This window comes from Clostridium thermarum, from assembly GCF_006351925.1.
GTDB classification, from domain to species: domain Bacteria; phylum Bacillota; class Clostridia; order Clostridiales; family Clostridiaceae; genus Clostridium_AU; species Clostridium_AU thermarum.
In genome coordinates this window covers 1,911,891-1,930,088 of sequence record NZ_CP040924.1, presented here as the reverse complement: position 1 = coordinate 1,930,088, position 18,198 = coordinate 1,911,891, and the positions used below count along the sequence as shown (strand labels likewise).

Annotated in this window: 20 protein-coding genes and 1 pseudogene; 16 read left to right on the top strand and 5 right to left on the bottom strand. The window is 36.4% G+C overall.

The annotated features are described in order from the left end of the window. Positions 1–4: 4 nt before the first annotated feature. The 3 genes from purH to ymfI all read left to right on the top strand — a co-directional run bounded on the left by purH (position 5) and on the right by ymfI (position 3,624). Positions 5–1,507, top strand: a complete 1,503-nt coding sequence (gene purH, locus FHY60_RS08820; RefSeq protein ID WP_139904624.1) for a bifunctional phosphoribosylaminoimidazolecarboxamide formyltransferase/IMP cyclohydrolase — start codon at positions 5–7, stop codon at positions 1,505–1,507. A 13-nt stretch (positions 1,508–1,520) separates the two neighbouring features. Further along, positions 1,521–2,771, top strand: a complete 1,251-nt coding sequence (gene purD / locus FHY60_RS08815; protein ID WP_139904623.1) for a phosphoribosylamine--glycine ligase — start codon at positions 1,521–1,523, stop codon at positions 2,769–2,771. A 112-nt stretch (positions 2,772–2,883) separates the two neighbouring features. Further along, complete coding sequence (gene ymfI, locus FHY60_RS08810) at positions 2,884–3,624, top strand: elongation factor P 5-aminopentanone reductase (RefSeq protein WP_139904622.1); 741 nt, start codon at positions 2,884–2,886, stop codon at positions 3,622–3,624. 104 nt (positions 3,625–3,728) lie between these two features. Here the strand turns inward: ymfI and FHY60_RS08805 are convergent, their stop codons facing one another. Together FHY60_RS08805 and FHY60_RS08800 are read right to left on the bottom strand one after the other, a co-directional pair. Beyond that, on the bottom strand, positions 3,729–5,234 hold the full coding sequence (locus FHY60_RS08805) for a sensor histidine kinase (protein ID WP_139904621.1): 1,506 nt from the start codon (positions 5,232–5,234) through the stop codon (positions 3,729–3,731). Next, positions 5,231–5,911, bottom strand: a complete 681-nt coding sequence (locus tag FHY60_RS08800) for a response regulator transcription factor (protein WP_139904620.1) — start codon at positions 5,909–5,911, stop codon at positions 5,231–5,233. The genes FHY60_RS08805 and FHY60_RS08800 overlap by 4 nt, the downstream gene beginning before the upstream one ends. A 219-nt stretch (positions 5,912–6,130) precedes the next feature. Between FHY60_RS08800 and FHY60_RS08795 the strand changes: the two genes are divergently transcribed. Together FHY60_RS08795 and FHY60_RS08790 are read left to right on the top strand one after the other, a co-directional pair. Continuing rightward, positions 6,131–6,619 (top strand): hypothetical protein, encoded by a 489-nt coding sequence (locus FHY60_RS08795; protein WP_139904619.1) that lies wholly within the window; start codon positions 6,131–6,133, stop codon positions 6,617–6,619. Positions 6,620–6,659: 40 nt separating this feature from the next. Further along, on the top strand, positions 6,660–7,817 hold the full coding sequence (locus FHY60_RS08790) for an aminotransferase class V-fold PLP-dependent enzyme (protein ID WP_139906346.1): 1,158 nt from the start codon (positions 6,660–6,662) through the stop codon (positions 7,815–7,817). Between the two features lie 30 nt (positions 7,818–7,847). Here FHY60_RS08790 and FHY60_RS08785 read toward each other — a convergent pair whose 3' ends face one another. Next, the gene (locus FHY60_RS08785) at positions 7,848–8,204 is read right to left on the bottom strand and encodes a hypothetical protein (RefSeq protein WP_139904618.1); all 357 of its coding nucleotides are present in this window, start codon (positions 8,202–8,204) and stop codon (positions 7,848–7,850) included. Between the two features lie 156 nt (positions 8,205–8,360). Here FHY60_RS08785 and FHY60_RS08780 point away from each other — a divergent pair, with 156 nt between their 5' ends. Continuing rightward, positions 8,361–8,975 (top strand): SOS response-associated peptidase, encoded by a 615-nt coding sequence (locus FHY60_RS08780; RefSeq protein ID WP_139904617.1) that lies wholly within the window; start codon positions 8,361–8,363, stop codon positions 8,973–8,975. A 16-nt stretch (positions 8,976–8,991) separates the two neighbouring features. Here FHY60_RS08780 and FHY60_RS08775 read toward each other — a convergent pair whose 3' ends face one another. Further along, the gene (locus FHY60_RS08775) at positions 8,992–9,273 is read right to left on the bottom strand and encodes a DUF503 domain-containing protein (RefSeq protein ID WP_139904616.1); all 282 of its coding nucleotides are present in this window, start codon (positions 9,271–9,273) and stop codon (positions 8,992–8,994) included. Positions 9,274–9,366: 93 nt separating this feature from the next. Here FHY60_RS08775 and larC point away from each other — a divergent pair. The 10 genes and pseudogenes from larC to aroQ all read left to right on the top strand — a co-directional run. After that, a pseudogene (gene larC / locus FHY60_RS08770) lies at positions 9,367–10,092 on the top strand (nickel pincer cofactor biosynthesis protein LarC); the annotation flags it as partial. 23 nt (positions 10,093–10,115) lie between these two features. Next, positions 10,116–10,862: a nickel pincer cofactor biosynthesis protein LarB gene (gene larB / locus FHY60_RS08765; protein WP_139904614.1), complete on the top strand. Its 747-nt coding sequence runs from the start codon at positions 10,116–10,118 to the stop codon at positions 10,860–10,862. Positions 10,863–11,151: 289 nt separating this feature from the next. Next, positions 11,152–12,171 (top strand): 3-deoxy-7-phosphoheptulonate synthase, encoded by a 1,020-nt coding sequence (gene aroF / locus FHY60_RS08760; RefSeq protein ID WP_139904613.1) that lies wholly within the window; start codon positions 11,152–11,154, stop codon positions 12,169–12,171. A 4-nt stretch (positions 12,172–12,175) separates the two neighbouring features. Continuing rightward, positions 12,176–13,027, top strand: coding sequence for a prephenate dehydrogenase (locus FHY60_RS08755; protein ID WP_139904612.1), 852 nt, complete (start codon positions 12,176–12,178; stop codon positions 13,025–13,027). Next, a complete protein-coding gene (aroB, locus tag FHY60_RS08750; RefSeq protein WP_139904611.1) occupies positions 13,027–14,109 on the top strand; it encodes a 3-dehydroquinate synthase in 1,083 nt (360 codons plus the stop codon). The genes FHY60_RS08755 and aroB overlap by 1 nt, the downstream gene beginning before the upstream one ends. Next, positions 14,102–15,373, top strand: coding sequence for a 3-phosphoshikimate 1-carboxyvinyltransferase (gene aroA, locus FHY60_RS08745; protein ID WP_139904610.1), 1,272 nt, complete (start codon positions 14,102–14,104; stop codon positions 15,371–15,373). The genes aroB and aroA overlap by 8 nt, the downstream gene beginning before the upstream one ends. Before the next feature lie 15 nt (positions 15,374–15,388). Continuing rightward, complete coding sequence (locus FHY60_RS08740; RefSeq protein ID WP_139904609.1) at positions 15,389–15,661, top strand: chorismate mutase; 273 nt, start codon at positions 15,389–15,391, stop codon at positions 15,659–15,661. Positions 15,662–15,681: 20 nt separating this feature from the next. Beyond that, positions 15,682–16,491 (top strand): shikimate dehydrogenase, encoded by an 810-nt coding sequence (gene aroE / locus FHY60_RS08735; protein ID WP_139904608.1) that lies wholly within the window; start codon positions 15,682–15,684, stop codon positions 16,489–16,491. After that, positions 16,491–17,006 (top strand): shikimate kinase, encoded by a 516-nt coding sequence (locus FHY60_RS08730; RefSeq protein WP_139904607.1) that lies wholly within the window; start codon positions 16,491–16,493, stop codon positions 17,004–17,006. The genes aroE and FHY60_RS08730 overlap by 1 nt, the downstream gene beginning before the upstream one ends. Continuing rightward, positions 17,003–17,437 carry a type II 3-dehydroquinate dehydratase gene (gene aroQ / locus FHY60_RS08725; protein WP_139904606.1) on the top strand — a complete coding sequence of 145 codons (435 nt, stop codon included), beginning with the start codon at positions 17,003–17,005 and terminating at the stop codon, positions 17,435–17,437. Before FHY60_RS08730 ends, aroQ begins: the two co-directional genes overlap by 4 nt. Before the next feature lie 35 nt (positions 17,438–17,472). Here the strand turns inward: aroQ and safA are convergent, their stop codons facing one another. Then, positions 17,473–18,099 carry a SafA/ExsA family spore coat assembly protein gene (safA, locus tag FHY60_RS08720; RefSeq protein ID WP_479723571.1) on the bottom strand — a complete coding sequence of 209 codons (627 nt, stop codon included), beginning with the start codon at positions 18,097–18,099 and terminating at the stop codon, positions 17,473–17,475. Positions 18,100–18,198 lie beyond the last annotated feature (99 nt).

Here is an 18,198-nt window from a genome sequence, read left to right as displayed (position 1 = left end):
TAGTATGATTAATAGGGCATTAATAAGTGTTTATAATAAAGAAGGTCTATTGGAACTATGTTCCTTCCTGGTTGACAAGGATGTAGAAATCATTTCTACCGGTGGAACATACAGGTTTTTAAAGGATAACAACCTGCCGGTTACAGAGGTTAGTGAGATAACGGGTTTTCCAGAAATGTTAGATGGCAGGGTAAAAACCTTACATCCCAAAATCCACGGAGGAATATTGGCGTTGAGAGAAAATTCTGAACATATGGAGGCATTGGCTGCTAAAAATATATCAACCATAGACATGGTGGTAGTAAACTTATATCCCTTCTTTGACAAAGTTACTAGCGACATAGCCTTTGAAGAAAAGATAGAATTCATCGACATCGGAGGCCCAACTATGCTACGTTCCTCTGCAAAGAACTTCAAAGATGTTGTGGTGATCAGTGATGTTAAGGACTATGCTCCCATAATGGAGGAGATTGAATCTAATGGGGATGTATCTTTTGAAACCAGAAAAAGACTAGCGGGAAAAGTTTTCAATTTAACATCTGCTTACGATGCTTCAATCAGCAGCTTTTTACTGGATAATGAACCTTATCCAGAATACTATACTATTTCCTACAGAAAGGCTATGGACTTGAGATACGGTGAAAATCCACATCAAACAGCGGCCTATTATACTTCCACTACTAGAAATGGTGCCATGAAGAACTTTGATGTTTTAAACGGTAAAGAGCTTTCCTACAATAACTTAAAGGATTTAGATGTTGCTTGGAGGGTTGTTTGTGAATTTGATGAAATAGCTTGTTGTGGACTTAAGCATAATAGCCCCTGTGGTGTAGCAATAGGGGACACAGTTGCTGATGCCTATATAAAGGCCTATGAATGTGATCCAACATCTATATTTGGTGGCATAGTTGCTGTAAATAGAAAAATAGACAAGATCACTGCTGAGGAAATGGTAAAGACCTTCCTGGAAGTGGTTGCAGCTCCGGATTACGATGAAGCCGCCCTGGAAGTATTAAGGACTAAAAAGAACTTGAGAGTTATAAAATGTGCTGTTCCCCCAAGTGATGAACAGTACATGGTTTCAATAGACGGCGGCCTTCTTGTTCAACAAGAAGACAAGAAATTAATTGACAGCCTTACTGTTGTTACGGAAAAGGCTCCAGAAGAGAATGATATGGAGGACCTTATCTTCGGCATGAAGGTTGTCAAATATGTAAAATCCAATGCCATAGTCGTGGTTAAAAATAAAATGGCTGTGGGCATAGGTGGAGGACAAGTTAATAGGATATGGGCAGCAGCCCAAGCCTTAGACAGAGCAAAAGATGGAACAGTTTTAGCTTCTGATGCCTTTTTCCCCTTTAATGATGTAGTGGAAGAGGCTGCTAAGTATGGTGTAAAGGCCATAATTCAACCCGGTGGTTCAATCAGAGATAAAGATTCCATAGAAGCTTGTAATAAACATAATATGGCTATGGTGTTCACCGGTATAAGACACTTTAAACATTAAGAGGGGTGGCCAAATGAAGGTTTTAGTTGTAGGATCCGGCGGCAGGGAGCATGCAATAGCATGGAAAGTGAGTGAAAGTTATAAGGTCAGTACAGTTTATTGCGCCCCCGGTAATGGCGGCACCCACTTTGAAAATAAATGCATCAATATACCACTTTCCTCCAAAGAGGACTTAAAGCATTTTGCTCTGAAAGAGAATATTGACTTAACCATAGTTGGACCGGAAGAGCCTCTCACCAAGGGTATCGTAGATGAATTTAAAGCAGCAGGTTTGAAAATCTTTGGTCCTTCCAGGGAAGCAGCTAAGCTTGAGGGCAGCAAAATCTATGCTAAAAACTTTATGAAAAAATACGGCGTAAAGACCGCTGCCTATGAAGTGTTTTATGATTTGAATAGTGCTGAAGAGCACTTAGCACATTGTGAGTATCCTATAGTTATAAAAGCTGATGGTTTGGCTGCAGGTAAAGGGGTAGTAATATGCTGTAATAAAGATGAGGCTCAAAAGGTACTGGAAGACTTCATGTTGAAGGATATATTCAAGGGTTCCGGCAAAAAAATAATTATGGAGGAATTCCTTGAAGGCGTTGAAGCCTCTATCCTATGTATCACTGATGGAAACACTATTATTCCGTTTATATCTGCTAAAGACCACAAGCAAATATACGATGGAAACCAGGGACCAAACACAGGGGGAATGGGTGCAATTGCCCCAAATCCCTACTGCAGTCAAGAAGTGTTGAGGGCCTTTGAAGAAGATATTATGCTGCCTACTCTAAGAGGTATTAAAAGGGAAGCACTAGACTATACAGGCATTATTTTCTTTGGAATAATGATAACCAAAAGTGGTGTCTATAACTTAGAATACAATGTAAGAATGGGTGACCCTGAAACCCAGGCAGTACTTCCCCTAATGGAAAGTGACTTTCTGGACCTTATTAATGCAGCCATAAATAAGACTTTGAATGATTATAAAATCCGATGGAAGAACCAACATAGCTGTTGTGTAGTAGCAGCCTCACCCGGTTATCCAGGTAGCTACAAAACGGATTTACTTATATCTGCCGGTGAAATATATGAAGGTAAATTTTTTGCAGCAGGCATACGGGAAAAGGACGGAAAAATGTATACTTCGGGTGGTAGAGTTTTTGCTGTCACATGCACAGGGGACAACTTGACAAGCGCAATTGAAAAGTCCTATAAAAATCTTCAGTGTTTTAGCTTTGAAGGTATTTACTATAGAAAGGATATCGGGACTTTATATTAGAAGGGTATAAAAGCAGTCAGTTATTATATAAAATATGACTGCTTTTTTCTTCCTAAAACTTTCATTTAATAGTATAATATGCTTTATGATAATAAAAGCAGGGGAGAAAAGTATGAATCTAAGTGGAAAAACAGCAATAATTACTGGAGGTTCCAGAGGCATAGGCAGAGCCATTGCCTTAAGCCTATCTAATTGTGGTGCCAGTACAATAATAACCTACTCAAGGGATCAAGCAGGAGCTGAAGAGACAGTAAAACTTATTCGAGAAAGTGGGGGCTATTGTACTTCGAAGCGTTTTGATATAAGAAATTTTGGTGCTTGCCAAAAGGCTGTAGATGAAGTCTATGCAGCTTTTGGAAAAATTGACATCCTGGTAAATAACGCGGGACAGTCTAAGATAGGCTTGTTTATAGATGCAAAGGAAGATTCTTGGAATGATCTCATTGATATTAACATTAAAGGTATATTTAACATGACTAAGCCTGTTCTGGAATATATGCTAAAAAGCGGCGGCGGATCCATCGTGAATATTTCCTCCATCTGGGGCGTAAATGGTGCTTCCTGTGAGAGCATATATTCTGCTACAAAGGGAGCCATAATTTCCTTCACAAAGGCTCTTGCAAAAGAAATGGGCCCCTCAAATATAAGGGTAAACGCCATTGCTCCTGGGGTTATAAAAACACGTATGAATCAATGGCTAAACAATGAGGAGGAAGAGGAACTACTTTCCAACATTTCCCTGGGCCGCTTTGGAGAACCCTCAGATATCGGCAATTTAACAGCTTTTTTATGCAGTGATGAAAGCAAGTATATAACTGGTCAAACCATTGTTGCGGACGGCGGATTTATTTAATTTAGAATTAAGATTTATTAATTAAGAATGAAAGAAAGAAATTCAGAGGAGCTGAATTTCTTCCATCATTCTTAATTTTTAATTTATTTTATTCACTCATTGAGTTATTCTTCTTTGGTGGGGTTTATCTTTCTTAATGAGAAATAAAAACATACGCCTTTCTCAGTATTTCTCACTCCAAAGGTACTGTTGTGAAGCAGCAATATGTTTTTCACAATGGATAAGCCTAGGCCAATTCCTCCAACACTTCTGTTTCTTGATTTATCAACTTTGTAAAACTTATCCCAGATGCTCTCTAACTCATGTTCAGGAATTTTCTCTCCCTGATTTTCCACTTCAACTATATAATAATCACCATCAGCAAAAAGTCTTATTTCGATATAGCAGCCTTCATTTGTATGCCGCACCGCATTAGTGATAAAGTTTGTGAGGACCTGTTCAATTCTGATATAATCCCCAAATACGTATGCGTTCTCAGATATATTAGTAATTAAATTTATATTCTTTTGCTGCATAAATTGCATATGCTTACTGATGCACTTTCTTATGAGTTCATCAATGCACAACTCTCTTGGAGTAAGCTTAAATGTGCCACTTTCAAGTTGTGATAAATCCAGCATATCTGAAACAAGTGCATTCATTTTTGCCGCTTCATCCATAATTACATCCAGATAAAATTCTCTAGATTCATCATCAGCAATATTGTCCTTTAAGCCTTCAGCATATCCGGAGATAATGGATATGGGAGTTCTAAGTTCATGAGAAACCCCGGCTATAAAGTCCTTTCTCATCCTATCCAGCTTTCTTTCTTTTTCAATATCTTTCTGAAGGGCTATATTTTTTTCTCTAAGCTCGCTTAATGCCTTATCCAACCTTTGACTTAAAAAATTCAGTGTACTTGCTAAGCTTCCTATTTCATCTTCACTGTTGACTTCACATTTTGCAGAGAAGTCCATTTCTGCAATTTTCACCGCTGTATTGTTTAGTTCTCTTAAAGGTTTCGAAATCATATTGGCGTAGATTAGGGATAGTATAACAATTACAAGTACAGCACCGAAAAAAACGTATATATAAAATTCCTTTATAATATCTGCTGCTTCTTCAACGGGCTGCAGAGATGAAACCGCCAGTATTACATCAGAGTCACCAGAAGTTGATAGGGGTGATAAGCATACGATATTCTGTATATCAAAATCTGTGTTATGGTAGATAGAAGTCTGAGTAGTTTTTAATTTCAATATTTTATTAAAGGTGGATGGGTTAGATATCCACTCCTTAAATATTTTATTGATAGTATTAACTTTACTGGAATCCATATCAATTTTACTGTCACCAATATATTTTATTTCGCCTGTACTACCAATAATGATAATTTTTGCATTGTTGCTTTCTTCAAACTGTCTCATCATCCTGTACAAGTTTCCGCTGTTTATGTAGTTTTGCGTGTACAAACCGTTGAACTGTTCTACATTTTGCTCAAAGCGTTTTATTTTTCTATTAACATAGAAATCCTCAAAAAATATACTTTGCAGATAAATAGTTACTGTAATAAATAGTATGAGTGATGCTGAGGTTATGGCAAAAAGTTTTTTCCAAATCTTCTTTTTCAACGTTTCACCTCAAATCTGTAACCGCTGCCTCGAATAGTAGTTATGAGATAGGCCTTTTCTTTGAGTTTTTCCCTAAGTCTTTTTATATTAGTGTCTACAGTTCTTGCATCGCCATAGTAATCAACACCCCAGACACTATCTAGTATCTGGTTGCGAGTCAAAGCTATACCTGCGTTCTTTACAAGGTATAGGAGCAGCTCGTACTCCTTTGGTGACAAAACAACCTCTTCATCATTAATTCTTACTTCATGAGATAACTCATTGATGGTCAAGCCATCCATTGATATAAGAGTGTTGTTGGCTTCTGAAGTGGCCTCGGTTCGCTTCAACAGTACTTTTATCTTTGCTATTAAGACTTTTGGACTAAATGGTTTAGTCACATAGTCATCGGCGCCCAACTCATAGCCTAGAAGTTTATCTTCTTCTTCAGCCTTGGCGGTTAGAATAATGATAGGAATATTTGAGGTTTTACGTATATGCTTACAAACCTCCCAACCATCCATAAACGGCATCATTATATCTAAAACAACCAGGTCCACAGGATTCTTTTTTAGCATCTCCATGGCTTCTAAGCCGTTAGATGCCTCGTAATATTCGAAATCTTCCCTTTTTAGATAGTCACAAAGCAATATCCTCATGCGCTTTTCGTCTTCAACTAATAATATCTTCTTCTTCAAAATAATCACTCCATAACTTATATACAGTAAAATTATCACAATATTATCTTGATTTCAAGAAGCTATAAGTGAAACAAGAGCCACGAAATAAATTATTACAAAGTAAATAATAATTCAGTTATATTTATGTTATAATAGCTATGTTACCAGTGTCAATTATTACTGCCCGTTAATAAGCTATAGTAGAATAAAACAATTGATGAGTAGGTGGGCAGTAATATGAGTAAAAGTGAGGGGTACTTTAGGAAGATTCACCGTATGAGTTTAGCAGAAATACACAGTAACTTTGAGTATCTGGGTGAAGGCATAAGCAGAATAGCTTATGGCATAAATGATTATTGGGTTGTAAAGATAGCAAAGGGACTAGAAGGTCTTTATCAAAACAAAGTTGAATTATATGTTTATAAGCATGCTGGCTCTAGATACAGGAAATACTTATGTCCAATCCTTTGGCATAGGCCTGATATGATAATCATGCCTAGAGCTCTACCTTTGAGTAAAATTACCAGATACAAAAGGGTAGATTTAAGATCCATCCGTCCGGAACCGGAGGCTTATAATGATTTGCTGTCCTTTACAAGGCGCTTTTATATGCTACCCGAAGATATAGAAGCTGCCAGCTCTTGGGGATTGATAAATAACCTCCCGGTGCTTATAGATTATGGCTGTACCAGTGAAGAGGGAGACGATTTTTACGATAATATATAGGTGCGCAAAGCACCTTTTAAATTTATTTTGAGGTGATATGATGACAAAAGTTTATGCTGATAATGCTGCAACCACATATCCAAAGCCGGAAGAAGTTGGCTTGAGCCTATTAAATTACATAACCAAAATCGGCACTAATGTTTCAAGAGGAACTTATGAGCAATCCTATTCTACTGCCAGGGTTGTATTTGAAACCAGAGAGCTCCTCTGTGAATTTTTTAATTTCAGGGAACCTCTCAATGTAGTTTTTACCTCAAATATTACTGAAAGTTTAAATATCATAATTAAAGGTTTTCTGCAAAATAGAGACCACGTAATAGTTTCATCTATGGAACACAATGCTGTGGTGAGACCTCTACATTCAATGTCAAAGCTTGGTGTAAATTTCACTATTGTTCCTTGTGATGAGGAGGGTAAACTTGCACCAAAGGCGGTAGAAAAAGCAATTACCAAAAATACAAGGCTTATTTTGATAAATCATGTATCAAATGTGTGCGGAACAAAACAGGATATCTTTGAAATAAGTAAAATCTGTAAAAGACATAATATCCACTTTGTCATAGATAGTGCACAAAGTGCCGGACTGCTGCCAATTGATTTCCAATTCCTAAATTTAAGCGCCTTGCCCTTTACCGGACATAAGGGGCTAATGGGGCCTCAAGGCATTGGTGGCATTCTTCTTAACGAAAGCTTTGCAAAGTCTATTAAGCCTTTCAAAGAAGGTGGTACCGGAAGTTTTTCTGAACAAGAAATTCAACCGGAAATCATGCCTGATAAATTCGAGAGTGGAACTTTAAATTTACCCGGTATTTTTGGATTAAATGCAGGTATAAAGTACATAAAGAAGGTTGGTCTATCTACTATTTATGAGCATGAACATTTTTTAGGTAAATTGTTCCTAAATAATATTTTAAACATAGGTGGAATACAACTTCATGGCATAAAAGAAATGGAGGGCAGGACTTCAGTCTTCTCAATTAGTTTTGACAAGTTAGACAGTGCTGAAGCTGCTTTTATATTAGATAGGGATTATGGTATTATGACTAGGTCAGGTATTCACTGTTCTCCTTTGGCCCATAAGACTTTGGGAACTTTTCCACAGGGCACAGTACGCTTTAGTTTTGGTTACTTCAATACAAAGGAAGATATTGACTACATATCAAAGGCATTACATGATATGGTAAAAAATCAAAAATAAAAGCTCGGTTTCCCGAGCTTTTATTTTTATTTATGTTAAGTTATCCAGCTGTTCTTTTCTGTGTTCCTGCTTTTCTATAGTATTTTGCAATGTCTCTTCGTCCATATGATCAGCATTATGATCTAGGTATCCTTCGGTGTATTTAATATTTCTCTTTAAGTTATCTACTTCACTGTTCTTCTCATGTTCACCATAAGCTATGATATTCTTGAGGTTATTAATTTCATCTTCTCTTTCTCTTTGAATCTTTTCTGCATGCTCTAAGTTTTCAGGGTCTGATATATCACTGTGCTGCTCTAAATGTCTTTCTGTCCTAGTATGTTTTTCAACTAAATCTATTAGCTGTTCTACTCTATTTTCCTGTTCTTTCTTATGACACTTATTCATATTTACACCTCCTTAAATTATCACTATTATTTTGTGATAAATCCAAGCTATCAATGCATTGAAAATAAATCTTAAAGACTTAAAAAATGGTTTTAATGAAAAAACTAAGAATGTATAATTATAGTTAATAAAAGCCATTGTAAAGAGGTGATAAATATGTGCGGAAGATTTTTATTTTCCTTTGATGTTGATGAAGTTATGAAAAGCTATAAGGTCAGCAAAAATTTATGCAATGACATAGAAAAAGGCGAAAAGTTTCCAGGAACAAAGATACCAGTAATATTAAATCAAGATGGCAAATTGGTTATAAAAGATATTTATTGGGGAATCAAATACGGCAGTAAAAATATTATAAATGCAAGGTTTGAAACAGTTGAAGAAAAACCCTTGTTCAAGGGATTATTGCAGTCTTCAAGATGTATAATACCGGCAAGTTCCTACTATGAGTGGAAGGTGAAAGGAAAATCAAAGGAAAAAATGGAAATTTCTCAAATCCACAATGAATCTATGGCCCTAGCAGGTATTTATGGTAATTTTAAAGATGGAGAAGATAACTATTATGAGGCAGTTGTTATATTAACAGTTCCAGCAGACGAGTCCATTGAAGACATTCATCCGAGAATGCCTCTCATAATTTCAAAGGAGTTAATAAAATACTGGTTAGATCCTTCAATAACAAATATAGATAAACAAAAGATGTTAGAGGCCAACTATGGTCAGAACTTTTCAAGCAAAAATTGTGAAGGTCTTCAACAAATGAGTTTTTTATAGAGGAGTTTTGGCTCCTCTATATAATTTCTGTAGCTATATCTACAATATAAGCCTCTGTATTGTCTTCAATAAAATTTATTACAGTTTGTATTACGCTGTTTCCATGAGAAGTGCTATTGCTGACACAGGCTATGCCTAAGACTATGGAGTTATGCATATCCAAATTCTCTATTTCACTAACGGAAACATTAAACTTACTGCTAACTTTGTCAATAATACTGTTAACCACCATTCTTTTTTCCTTTAAAGAGTGGCACCATTCTGCCATTAACTCGATTCTACCTGTTGCAATTATCATACTATCTCTCCTTATAAAACACTTCTTTTTACCCAATATACACAATATTATGATATAATACAACTGTATATATACTAGAGAGGAGCTATTATAATGAAAGTATTATACTATGACTGTTTCGCCGGCATCAGCGGTGATATGAATATTGGGGCTCTGATAGATCTAGGAGTGCCAAAAGAACATTTGTTGGAGGAATTGGCTAAGCTCAATATAGAAGATGAATATACTTTAGACATCATCCCTTCAAGTAAAATGGGTATTCACGGTACTAAATTTACCGTTAAGCTTAATCATCATCACCATGATCATGACCATCATCATAGGCACTTGTCTCATATAGAAAAATTGATTTTGGAATCTGGTCTCTCGGATCAGGTAAAGAAAATTAGCTTGAGTATCTTTAAAAGGGTGGCAGATGCCGAGGCTAAAATACATAATACCTCAATAGATGAAGTTCATTTTCATGAGGTCGGCGCAGTAGATTCCATTATTGATATAGTAGGTGGGGCCGTATGTTTAGAATACCTAAAAGCTGACAAAATATTCTCATCTCCCGTTCAATTAGGCGGAGGATTTGTGCGATGTGCTCATGGCACTTTTCCTGTACCTGCACCAGCTACCTTAGAAGTGATAAAAAATATACCGGTAAGCTTTGGTAAGGTCATGCATGAAGCCACTACACCTACTGGTGCTGCAATAATAGCTGAAATCAGCGATGAGTTTATTTATCCCAATAACATGAAGGTTTTAGCAACAGGCTATGGTATTGGAGGAAGAGATGTGGAAATTCCCAACGTATTGAGAGTAATCCTTGGAGAAATATAATAGAAGGAATGATTTTTATGAAGGACCAAGATATACTTAACTTACTAAACACTGTAAAATCCGGTGAACTCTCTGTGGAAGATGCCTATACTCAACTCAAGGATTTAACTTACAAGGAACTAGGCTATGCAAAAATTGACAATCACAGAGAGAGAAGAGTGGGTTATCCGGAAGTGATATACTGCGCAGGAAAAACCCCAAATCAGATTAAAGGTATAGTAGAATATATGTTGTCTAAGAATTGCAATATATTAGGCACAAGAGCGGATAGAGCAGCATATGATGCTGTTAAGGAAGTTTGTCCGCAGGCTGAATATAATGAGTTGGCTAGGACAATTACAGTTAAAGTGAAGGATGCGGAACTTACCAATAGCTATATAGCTATTGTATCTGCGGGAACTTCTGATTTACCGGTAGTAGAAGAAGCTGCAGTAACAGCTGAGATATTTGGAAATAGGGTAGAGAAAGTAATAGATGTGGGTGTTGCAGGAATACATAGGCTCTTTAATAAGCTGGAGATAATACAAGGTGCAAAGGTTGTGATTGTAGTAGCAGGCATGGAGGGTGCCTTAGCCAGTGTGGTTGGCGGTTTGGTAGATAAGCCAATCATTGCTGTTCCTACCAGTGTAGGCTATGGTGCAAACTTTGGCGGCCTTTCTGCCCTGCTTTGCATGCTTAACAGTTGTGCCAGTGGAGTAAGCGTAGTAAACATAGATAACGGCTTTGGTGCAGGTTATTTAGCCAGTATGATAAACAAATTGTAATTTTGTACACAAATTAGAAAAAATTTATTGCATAAGTAAAAGCAGAGTGGTATAATTATACAAAACTTAGAAACTTTATAGGATAGTTGGAGTGGATTTATCATGGAATTTCTTAATGTACAGCAAAAAAAGCATTATAGATATTATTTTAGCCAAAGCTTATATTACTTTGGTTATTTTTGCTGTACATTAATTTAATATTTTCATGTAAAATGGGTCAACTTCATAATACCAAAAAAGAAAAGGACTCATTTGGGTCTTTTTTTATTACAAAAAAGGAGTGAGTTATATGGTTATAATTATGAAAAAAGATGCGAATGCTGAGGACATTGAGAGAATCAAAAGGAGAATTGAAAATTTGGGTTGCAAAGTTCATATGAGTCAAGGAGAAAGTTGTTGTATTCTCGGAGTGGTTGGGGATACAAGCAGAATAGATACAGGAGTTTTTGAGGTTGAAGATTGTGTAGAGAGAGCCATGAGGATTCAAAGCCCATACAAAAGAGCCAGCAGATTCTTTAAACCAACGGATACGGTTGTTAATGTAAAAGGTAAGCTTATAGGGGGAAATAAACTAACAGTTATTGCAGGTCCTTGCTCAGTAGAAAGTGAAGAACAGCTTTTGACCATAGCAAAAGCTGTAAAAAAATCAGGAGCAACTTTTCTAAGAGGGGGGGCCTATAAGCCTAGAACATCCCCATACAGCTTTCAAGGCTTAAAAGAAGAAGGGTTAAAACTGTTAAAGAAGGCCAGTGATTTAACAGGTCTGCCGGTAGTAACAGAAATAATGGCTGCCCATCAAATAGAGTCAGCTCTGCCCTATGTGGATATAATTCAAATAGGAGCTAGAAACATGCAGAACTTTGATCTATTAAGAGAAGTAGGAAAAACCGATAAGCCTATTCTTCTTAAGAGAGGTTTAAGTGCTACCATTGAAGAACTATTAATGTCAGCTGAATATATAATGTCAGAAGGAAATGAAAATGTAATTCTCTGTGAAAGGGGGATCAGAACCTTCGAAACCTACACCAGAAATACGCTGGACTTAAGCGCAGTACTGGTAATTAAAAAGTTAAGCCATTTGCCGGTAATAGTTGATCCAAGTCATGCCAGCGGTAAATGGTGGATGGTTGAACCCCTATCTAAGGCAGCTCTTGCGGTAGGCGCTGATGGTATAGCTGTAGAAGTTCATCATGACCCCATAAATGCCTTAAGTGACGGAGAACAATCTATAAAGCCCGATAAATTCAATCACTTAATGGAATCCATAAAACAGATGTCTGGATTCTTGAATAAAGAATTTCAGGAGTAATATTATGGATATCAGTGACTTTAAAATAACAGTTGTAGGTCTTGGATTAATAGGCGGCTCTCTGGCTATGGCCTTGAGAGATTTAAAACCTAATAGATTATGGGCTATAGATAAAGATGAGCAAACAATCAGAGCCGCAGAAAATAGTGGTATAATTGATAAATTTAAAGGGGATATCAACTCACCTTTAGAAGAAAGCGATCTTATAATTATAGCTCTTTACCCTGAAGATACTGTTAAGTTTATTTTGAATAATATGCAGAGTTTTAAAAGAGGCTCTTTGATAACTGATACCTGTGGGTTAAAGAGCGGTATAATTCAAAAACTCAGTAATTTTCTTCGTAAGGATTTAGAATTTATCGGCGGGCACCCAATGGCCGGAAAAGAAAGCTCAGGGTTTAGCAGTGCAGATAAGGCAATTTTTTATAATGCTAATTATATTCTTACACCTACGGAAAATACTAATAGAGATGCTCTGAAGCATCTGGAGGCTATGATATTAGCCTTAGGCTGCAAAAAACCTATATTACTTTCACCAGAAGAACATGACAGGTTAATAGCATATACAAGTCATCTTCCCCATTTGGCCGCAGTTTCACTGATAAATTGTTTTAGTACTGAAAAGGATCTGGCTGGTTTAGTGGGAGGAAGTTATAGGGATGCTACAAGGGTAGCAGACATTAATAGTAACCTTTGGCTGGAACTATTAAAGCTCAATAAGAAAAATGTCACAATTGCGCTGGATTCTTTCATAGAATCTTTAAGTCAAATGAGAAATTCCATTGCTAATGACGACGATGCTAAGCTAATGAATTATTTTGAACAAGCCAGGCGCAGGAGAAAGGGGATAGGGTAATGTTTCAAATTGACCTGAATTTACCGCAGCATCAATATAATATTTTTATTGAAGCTCATCTGCTAAATAAGATTTCTGAGATCATATCTCATTTATTTAAAACTAAAAAAGTTATTATTATCACCGATTCTAATGTAGATAAAAACTATGGTAGTGTTGTTAAGGCAAATCTCATAGATGGAGGTTTTGACGTGCAGTTTATTGTATTAAAGCCCGGTGAGGAAAGTAAAAGCTTGCAATCACTGGAGTATATCTACAACAAACTTTTGGACTATTCTGCCAATAGAGATACTTTACTTGTTGCCTTAGGCGGTGGTGTAATAGGAGATATTACAGGCTTCGCCGCAGCTACCTTCCTAAGGGGGATAAAATATATACAAATTCCCACCTCCGTCATAGCCCAAGTTGACAGCAGCATAGGCGGAAAGGTAGCTGTAAACCTTGAGAGGGGAAAAAATCTTATAGGGAGCTTTTATCATCCCCATGCAGTTTTGATAGACCCGGAAGTATTAAGAAGCCTGGAAGATAGATTTTTCTTTGACGGAATGGCAGAGGTAATTAAATACGGACTCATAAAGGATTCACAGCTCTTTAACAACCTTATGAGCTATAAAACAAAAGAAGAAATTATGGCTAATATAGAATATATCATTTCAACCTGCTGTCTTATAAAAAAAGAAATAGTAGAAAAAGATGAAAAAGACATCGGTGAAAGAATGCTGTTAAACTTTGGCCACACCATAGGTCATGGGATTGAAGCTTATTATGAATATAAAACCTATACCCATGGCGAGGCAGTAGCAATCGGTATGTACTGTATCAGCGGTATTGGGGAACAATTAGGCTTGACTGCCCCAGGCTGCAATGAAAAAATAAAAGCTATTCTACAGCAGTATCATCTTCCCTATAAAGCTCCTGTTAATGTAGATGAGCTATTGGAAATAATAAAAAATGATAAAAAGGTCTTTGATGATGGTCTAAACTTCATTCTCATTAAGGACATCGGCAATGCATATATAAATAAGGTTAAATTGCAGGATGTTTCTATCTTCTTAAAAAAAGGAGCTGAGTGCAATGAGTAGTATTGAAATAAGACCCGGCAGTTACCTCCAGGGCACCGTAAAAGTTCCTTCATCAAAGAGCATAGGTCATAGAGCACTAATCTGTGCAGCGTTGTCTCAAGGGAATAGTACTGTTGAAAATATCAACTTATCCAGAGATATTAAAGCTACTACTGAAGTGTTGGAATCCTTAGGAGCAAAGTTTTTCACAAGTAAAAATAGTATTGAGGTCACCGGAACTCCTAAGTTAAACTGCTCCGGGAAAGAGCTCTTCTGTGACGAAAGCGGCTCAACTTTAAGATTCTTGATACCCATTGCGTTACTGCAGGATGAAAAAGTGACCTTTAATGGGAGAGGTAAGTTAGTAGAAAGGCCTCTTACTCCTTACTACAAAATCTTTGATAATCAACAGCTCTACTATAAAAATAACAACGGCCTGCTCCCTCTAGAGCTTTGCGGTAAGATCAAGCCTGGTGTGTTTAACATTAAAGGCAATGTCAGTTCGCAATTTATTAGTGGACTCATGTTTGCCCTTCCTCTCCTGGATGAAGATTCAACTATTGTTATTGATGGCAATTTGGAATCTCGACCATATGTTGATTTAACCATAGATGTTCTGAAAGATTTTGGTGTTTCAATTGTCAACAAGGACTACAAATCATTTATTGTAAGAGGAAAACAACGCTATTGTGCAAAGAATTATTCTGTAGAGGGGGACTTTTCTCAAGCTGCCTTCTTTATTGCAGGAGGATTGCTGAACGGAAGTGTGCTCTGCACAAATCTGAAAATGGCTTCTCTGCAAGGGGATAAGGCAATTGTTGATATTGGAAAATTAATGGGCGGTAAAATAACCGTAACAGAAAAGGGTGTATTAGCTGAGAAATCCGCCTTAAAAGGTACTGATATTGACGCATCCCAGGTGCCTGACTTAGTTCCCATACTTACAGTACTGGCAGCACTAAGTGAAGGGCAGACAATCATATATAATGCCGCAAGGCTAAGAATAAAGGAATGTGACAGACTGCAAGCCATCAGTACAGAACTTAATAAGCTAGGTGCTGATATTACAGAAAAGGAAGACTCATTGATTATCAACGGTGTAAAATCATTAAAGGGAGGAATAGTTAGTTCCTGGAATGATCATAGAATAGTCATGGCAATGACTATTGCATCAATGAGGGCCGAGGAACCTGTGATTATTGAGGATTATAAGGCTGTTGAAAAATCTTACCCCCATTTTTATTCTGATTTTACTGACTTAGGAGGACAAGTAAAAGAGTTCTAATTATACTTTAACGAGGTGAAACAATTGGATGAATTAAAAGCATATAGGGATGAAATAGACGCTATTGATAAAGAAGTTGTTAAGCTAATGGAAAAAAGATTGGAGATCTGTTTAAAGGTCGGCCAATATAAGAAAGAAAGAGATCTACCTATCTTAAATGAAGATAGAGAACAGCAAGTGCTTCAAAATAACTTAAGTCTTGTAGAAAACAAGTATTATGAAATATATATAAGGAATATATTACAGACTATTATGGATGAAAGTAAAAAACTACAGGCAAGTTTTTAAATTTATAGTGAGGTATAGATATGAAACAATCCTATGGACTAATAGGCGAAAAATTAGGCCACAGCATTTCACCTTTGATACATCAGCTTATCTTTGAATATTGCAACCTTGATGGTGACTACCAGTTATATGAGTTGAACCGCCACCAAATAGGAGAATTCGTAAAAAACACAAAGCTTAAAGGTTTTAATATTACTATTCCTTACAAGATAGAAATAACGCAGTATTTAGACTTTATAGCAGAAGAAGCCAAAGCTATAGGTGCAGTTAATACAGTAAACATTGTGGATAATGTCTTCTATGGCTATAATACAGACTATTACGGCATCGATATGACTTTCAAAAGACACAATATAAACTTAAAAGATGCCTCAGCAATTATTCTTGGCAGTGGAGGTGCTTCTGCTGCAGTTTTTCAATACTTGAAAGACAGTGGTTGCACTGATATAACAATTGTAGTAAGGGATAAGAGTAAAGTTGTAAATTCTATGTATAAGAACCTTAATCTCTTAACCTATAATCAATTATCTGCTGTTGAGAAAAAAGATCTATTGATAAATTGTACTCCGGCGGGTATGAGTCCCAATATTGACCAAAGTCCGGTATCCTGTGATTTTGTGAAAGGTTTTTCTTTTATTTTTGATTTGATATACAATCCTATGAAAACAAAGTTACTGTCTTTTGCTGAGCAGTGTGGTATAAAGCATTGTAATGGATTGCTGATGCTCATAGGGCAAGCGGTGCATGCTCAGGCTATCTGGAACAATATTTTGGTTTCAGATGATTTATTAGAAAAGCTTTATAATGAATTATCTAAAAGAGGTATATAATGGAGTTGAAAAAGAGTAATATAGTTTTAATCGGTATGCCTGGTTGTGGAAAAAGTACAATAGGAAGGAAACTCTCTGCCAGGATTAATTGGAATTTTATCGATGTTGATATATTAATAGAAGAACGAACCAGAAAGTCTATCCACGAGATTTTTCAGTCAGGAGAAGATTATTTCAGAGATATAGAATCAAACGTTATTGAAGAGCTGGAGCACAAAACCTCTACGGTTATTTCAACTGGAGGCGGCATAGTCAAAAGAGAAAAAAACATAGAGTCCTTAAGAAAACATGGATTTATAATTTTTATAAACAGGTCACCGGAGAAGATTCTTAAAGATATCGATATAGCTTCACGTCCTCTGCTTTCAACGAAGAAAGAGAATCTTTTAAAACTGTATGCAGAGAGAATTGACTTATATAAAAAGTATAGTGATATAGAGGTTTCAAATGATTGCAAGCTTAAGGCTACTTTAAATAAACTTTATTTAATTTGCAAGGAAAGGGGACTGTTATGAAAGTATTAGTTATAAATGGTCCAAATATAAACCTATTGGGTATCAGAGAAAAAAGCATCTATGGCTCTGAGAGCTATGAGGACTTATGTAATTTAGTTGCTGAGGAAGCCAGCAAAAGAAATATTTCTGTAACCATAGTTCAAAGTAATATAGAAGGCGAGCTTATCAATTTCATTCATGGTGCTTATGACAGCTATGACGGAATAATAATTAACCCCGGTGCCTACACACACTACAGTTATGCAATATATGATGCACTAAAAGCAGTAATGATCCCTACTATTGAGGTACATATAAGTAACATTCATGCAAGGGATGAATTTAGAAGTAAATCTGTCACTGCACCTGCAGCGGTCGGCATAATCAGTGGCTTTGGACTAAAGGGCTATGTTTTGGCACTTGAGGCCATGCTCCATATAAAGCAAAAATAACAGGGGACAAACTCCTCCCTGTTATTTTTTTATTGTTACATTGTTTTTATAAACATTTGTGTCCAGTAGGTTTTCCCTGAACTGCTGGTGGCAAGGCCTACGCCAATCTGATTGTAAGTTGGACTTAATATATTGGCTCTATGTCCTGGAGAGTTCATCCAAGCAGTTACAACTTCTGCCGGAGTTTTTTGTCCCATTGCTATGTTTTCACCGGCTGCAGAGAAGCGTATACCAAATGTTTCCATCATATTAAAAGGAGATCCATAGGTAGGTGAAGTATGGGAAAAATAATTTTTATTTATCATGTCCTGTGACTTATATCGCGCAACTCTAGCTAACTGCCAATTGGCTTTTAATGGTGCTAAACCTTTTTTATTTCTTTCAACATTGACTAATCTAACGACTTCAGCTTCCTTAGCTTTGATATCATCAATAGTTGGTACTGTTAGCTTTTGTCCTGGATAAATCATTGAGGGATTCTTAATGGTTGGATTAGCTGCTATAATCTCACTTACTCCAACTTCATATTTAGTTGCTATTTTCCACATGGAATCACCGGCCTTAACAGTATAAACTACCGGTTGTGCAAATACTTCTACAGTGAAAATTGATAGAAATAAAACTGATAAAGTGAAAATTTTCTTCATCACTAACACCTCCATATATATTTTTATATTTTATTGTTTTTTTATGTTATATTATTAGTGTCAATAAAGAAAACTAATATATCATACTACAAGTAATTGGAAAGCTCGTTGAGG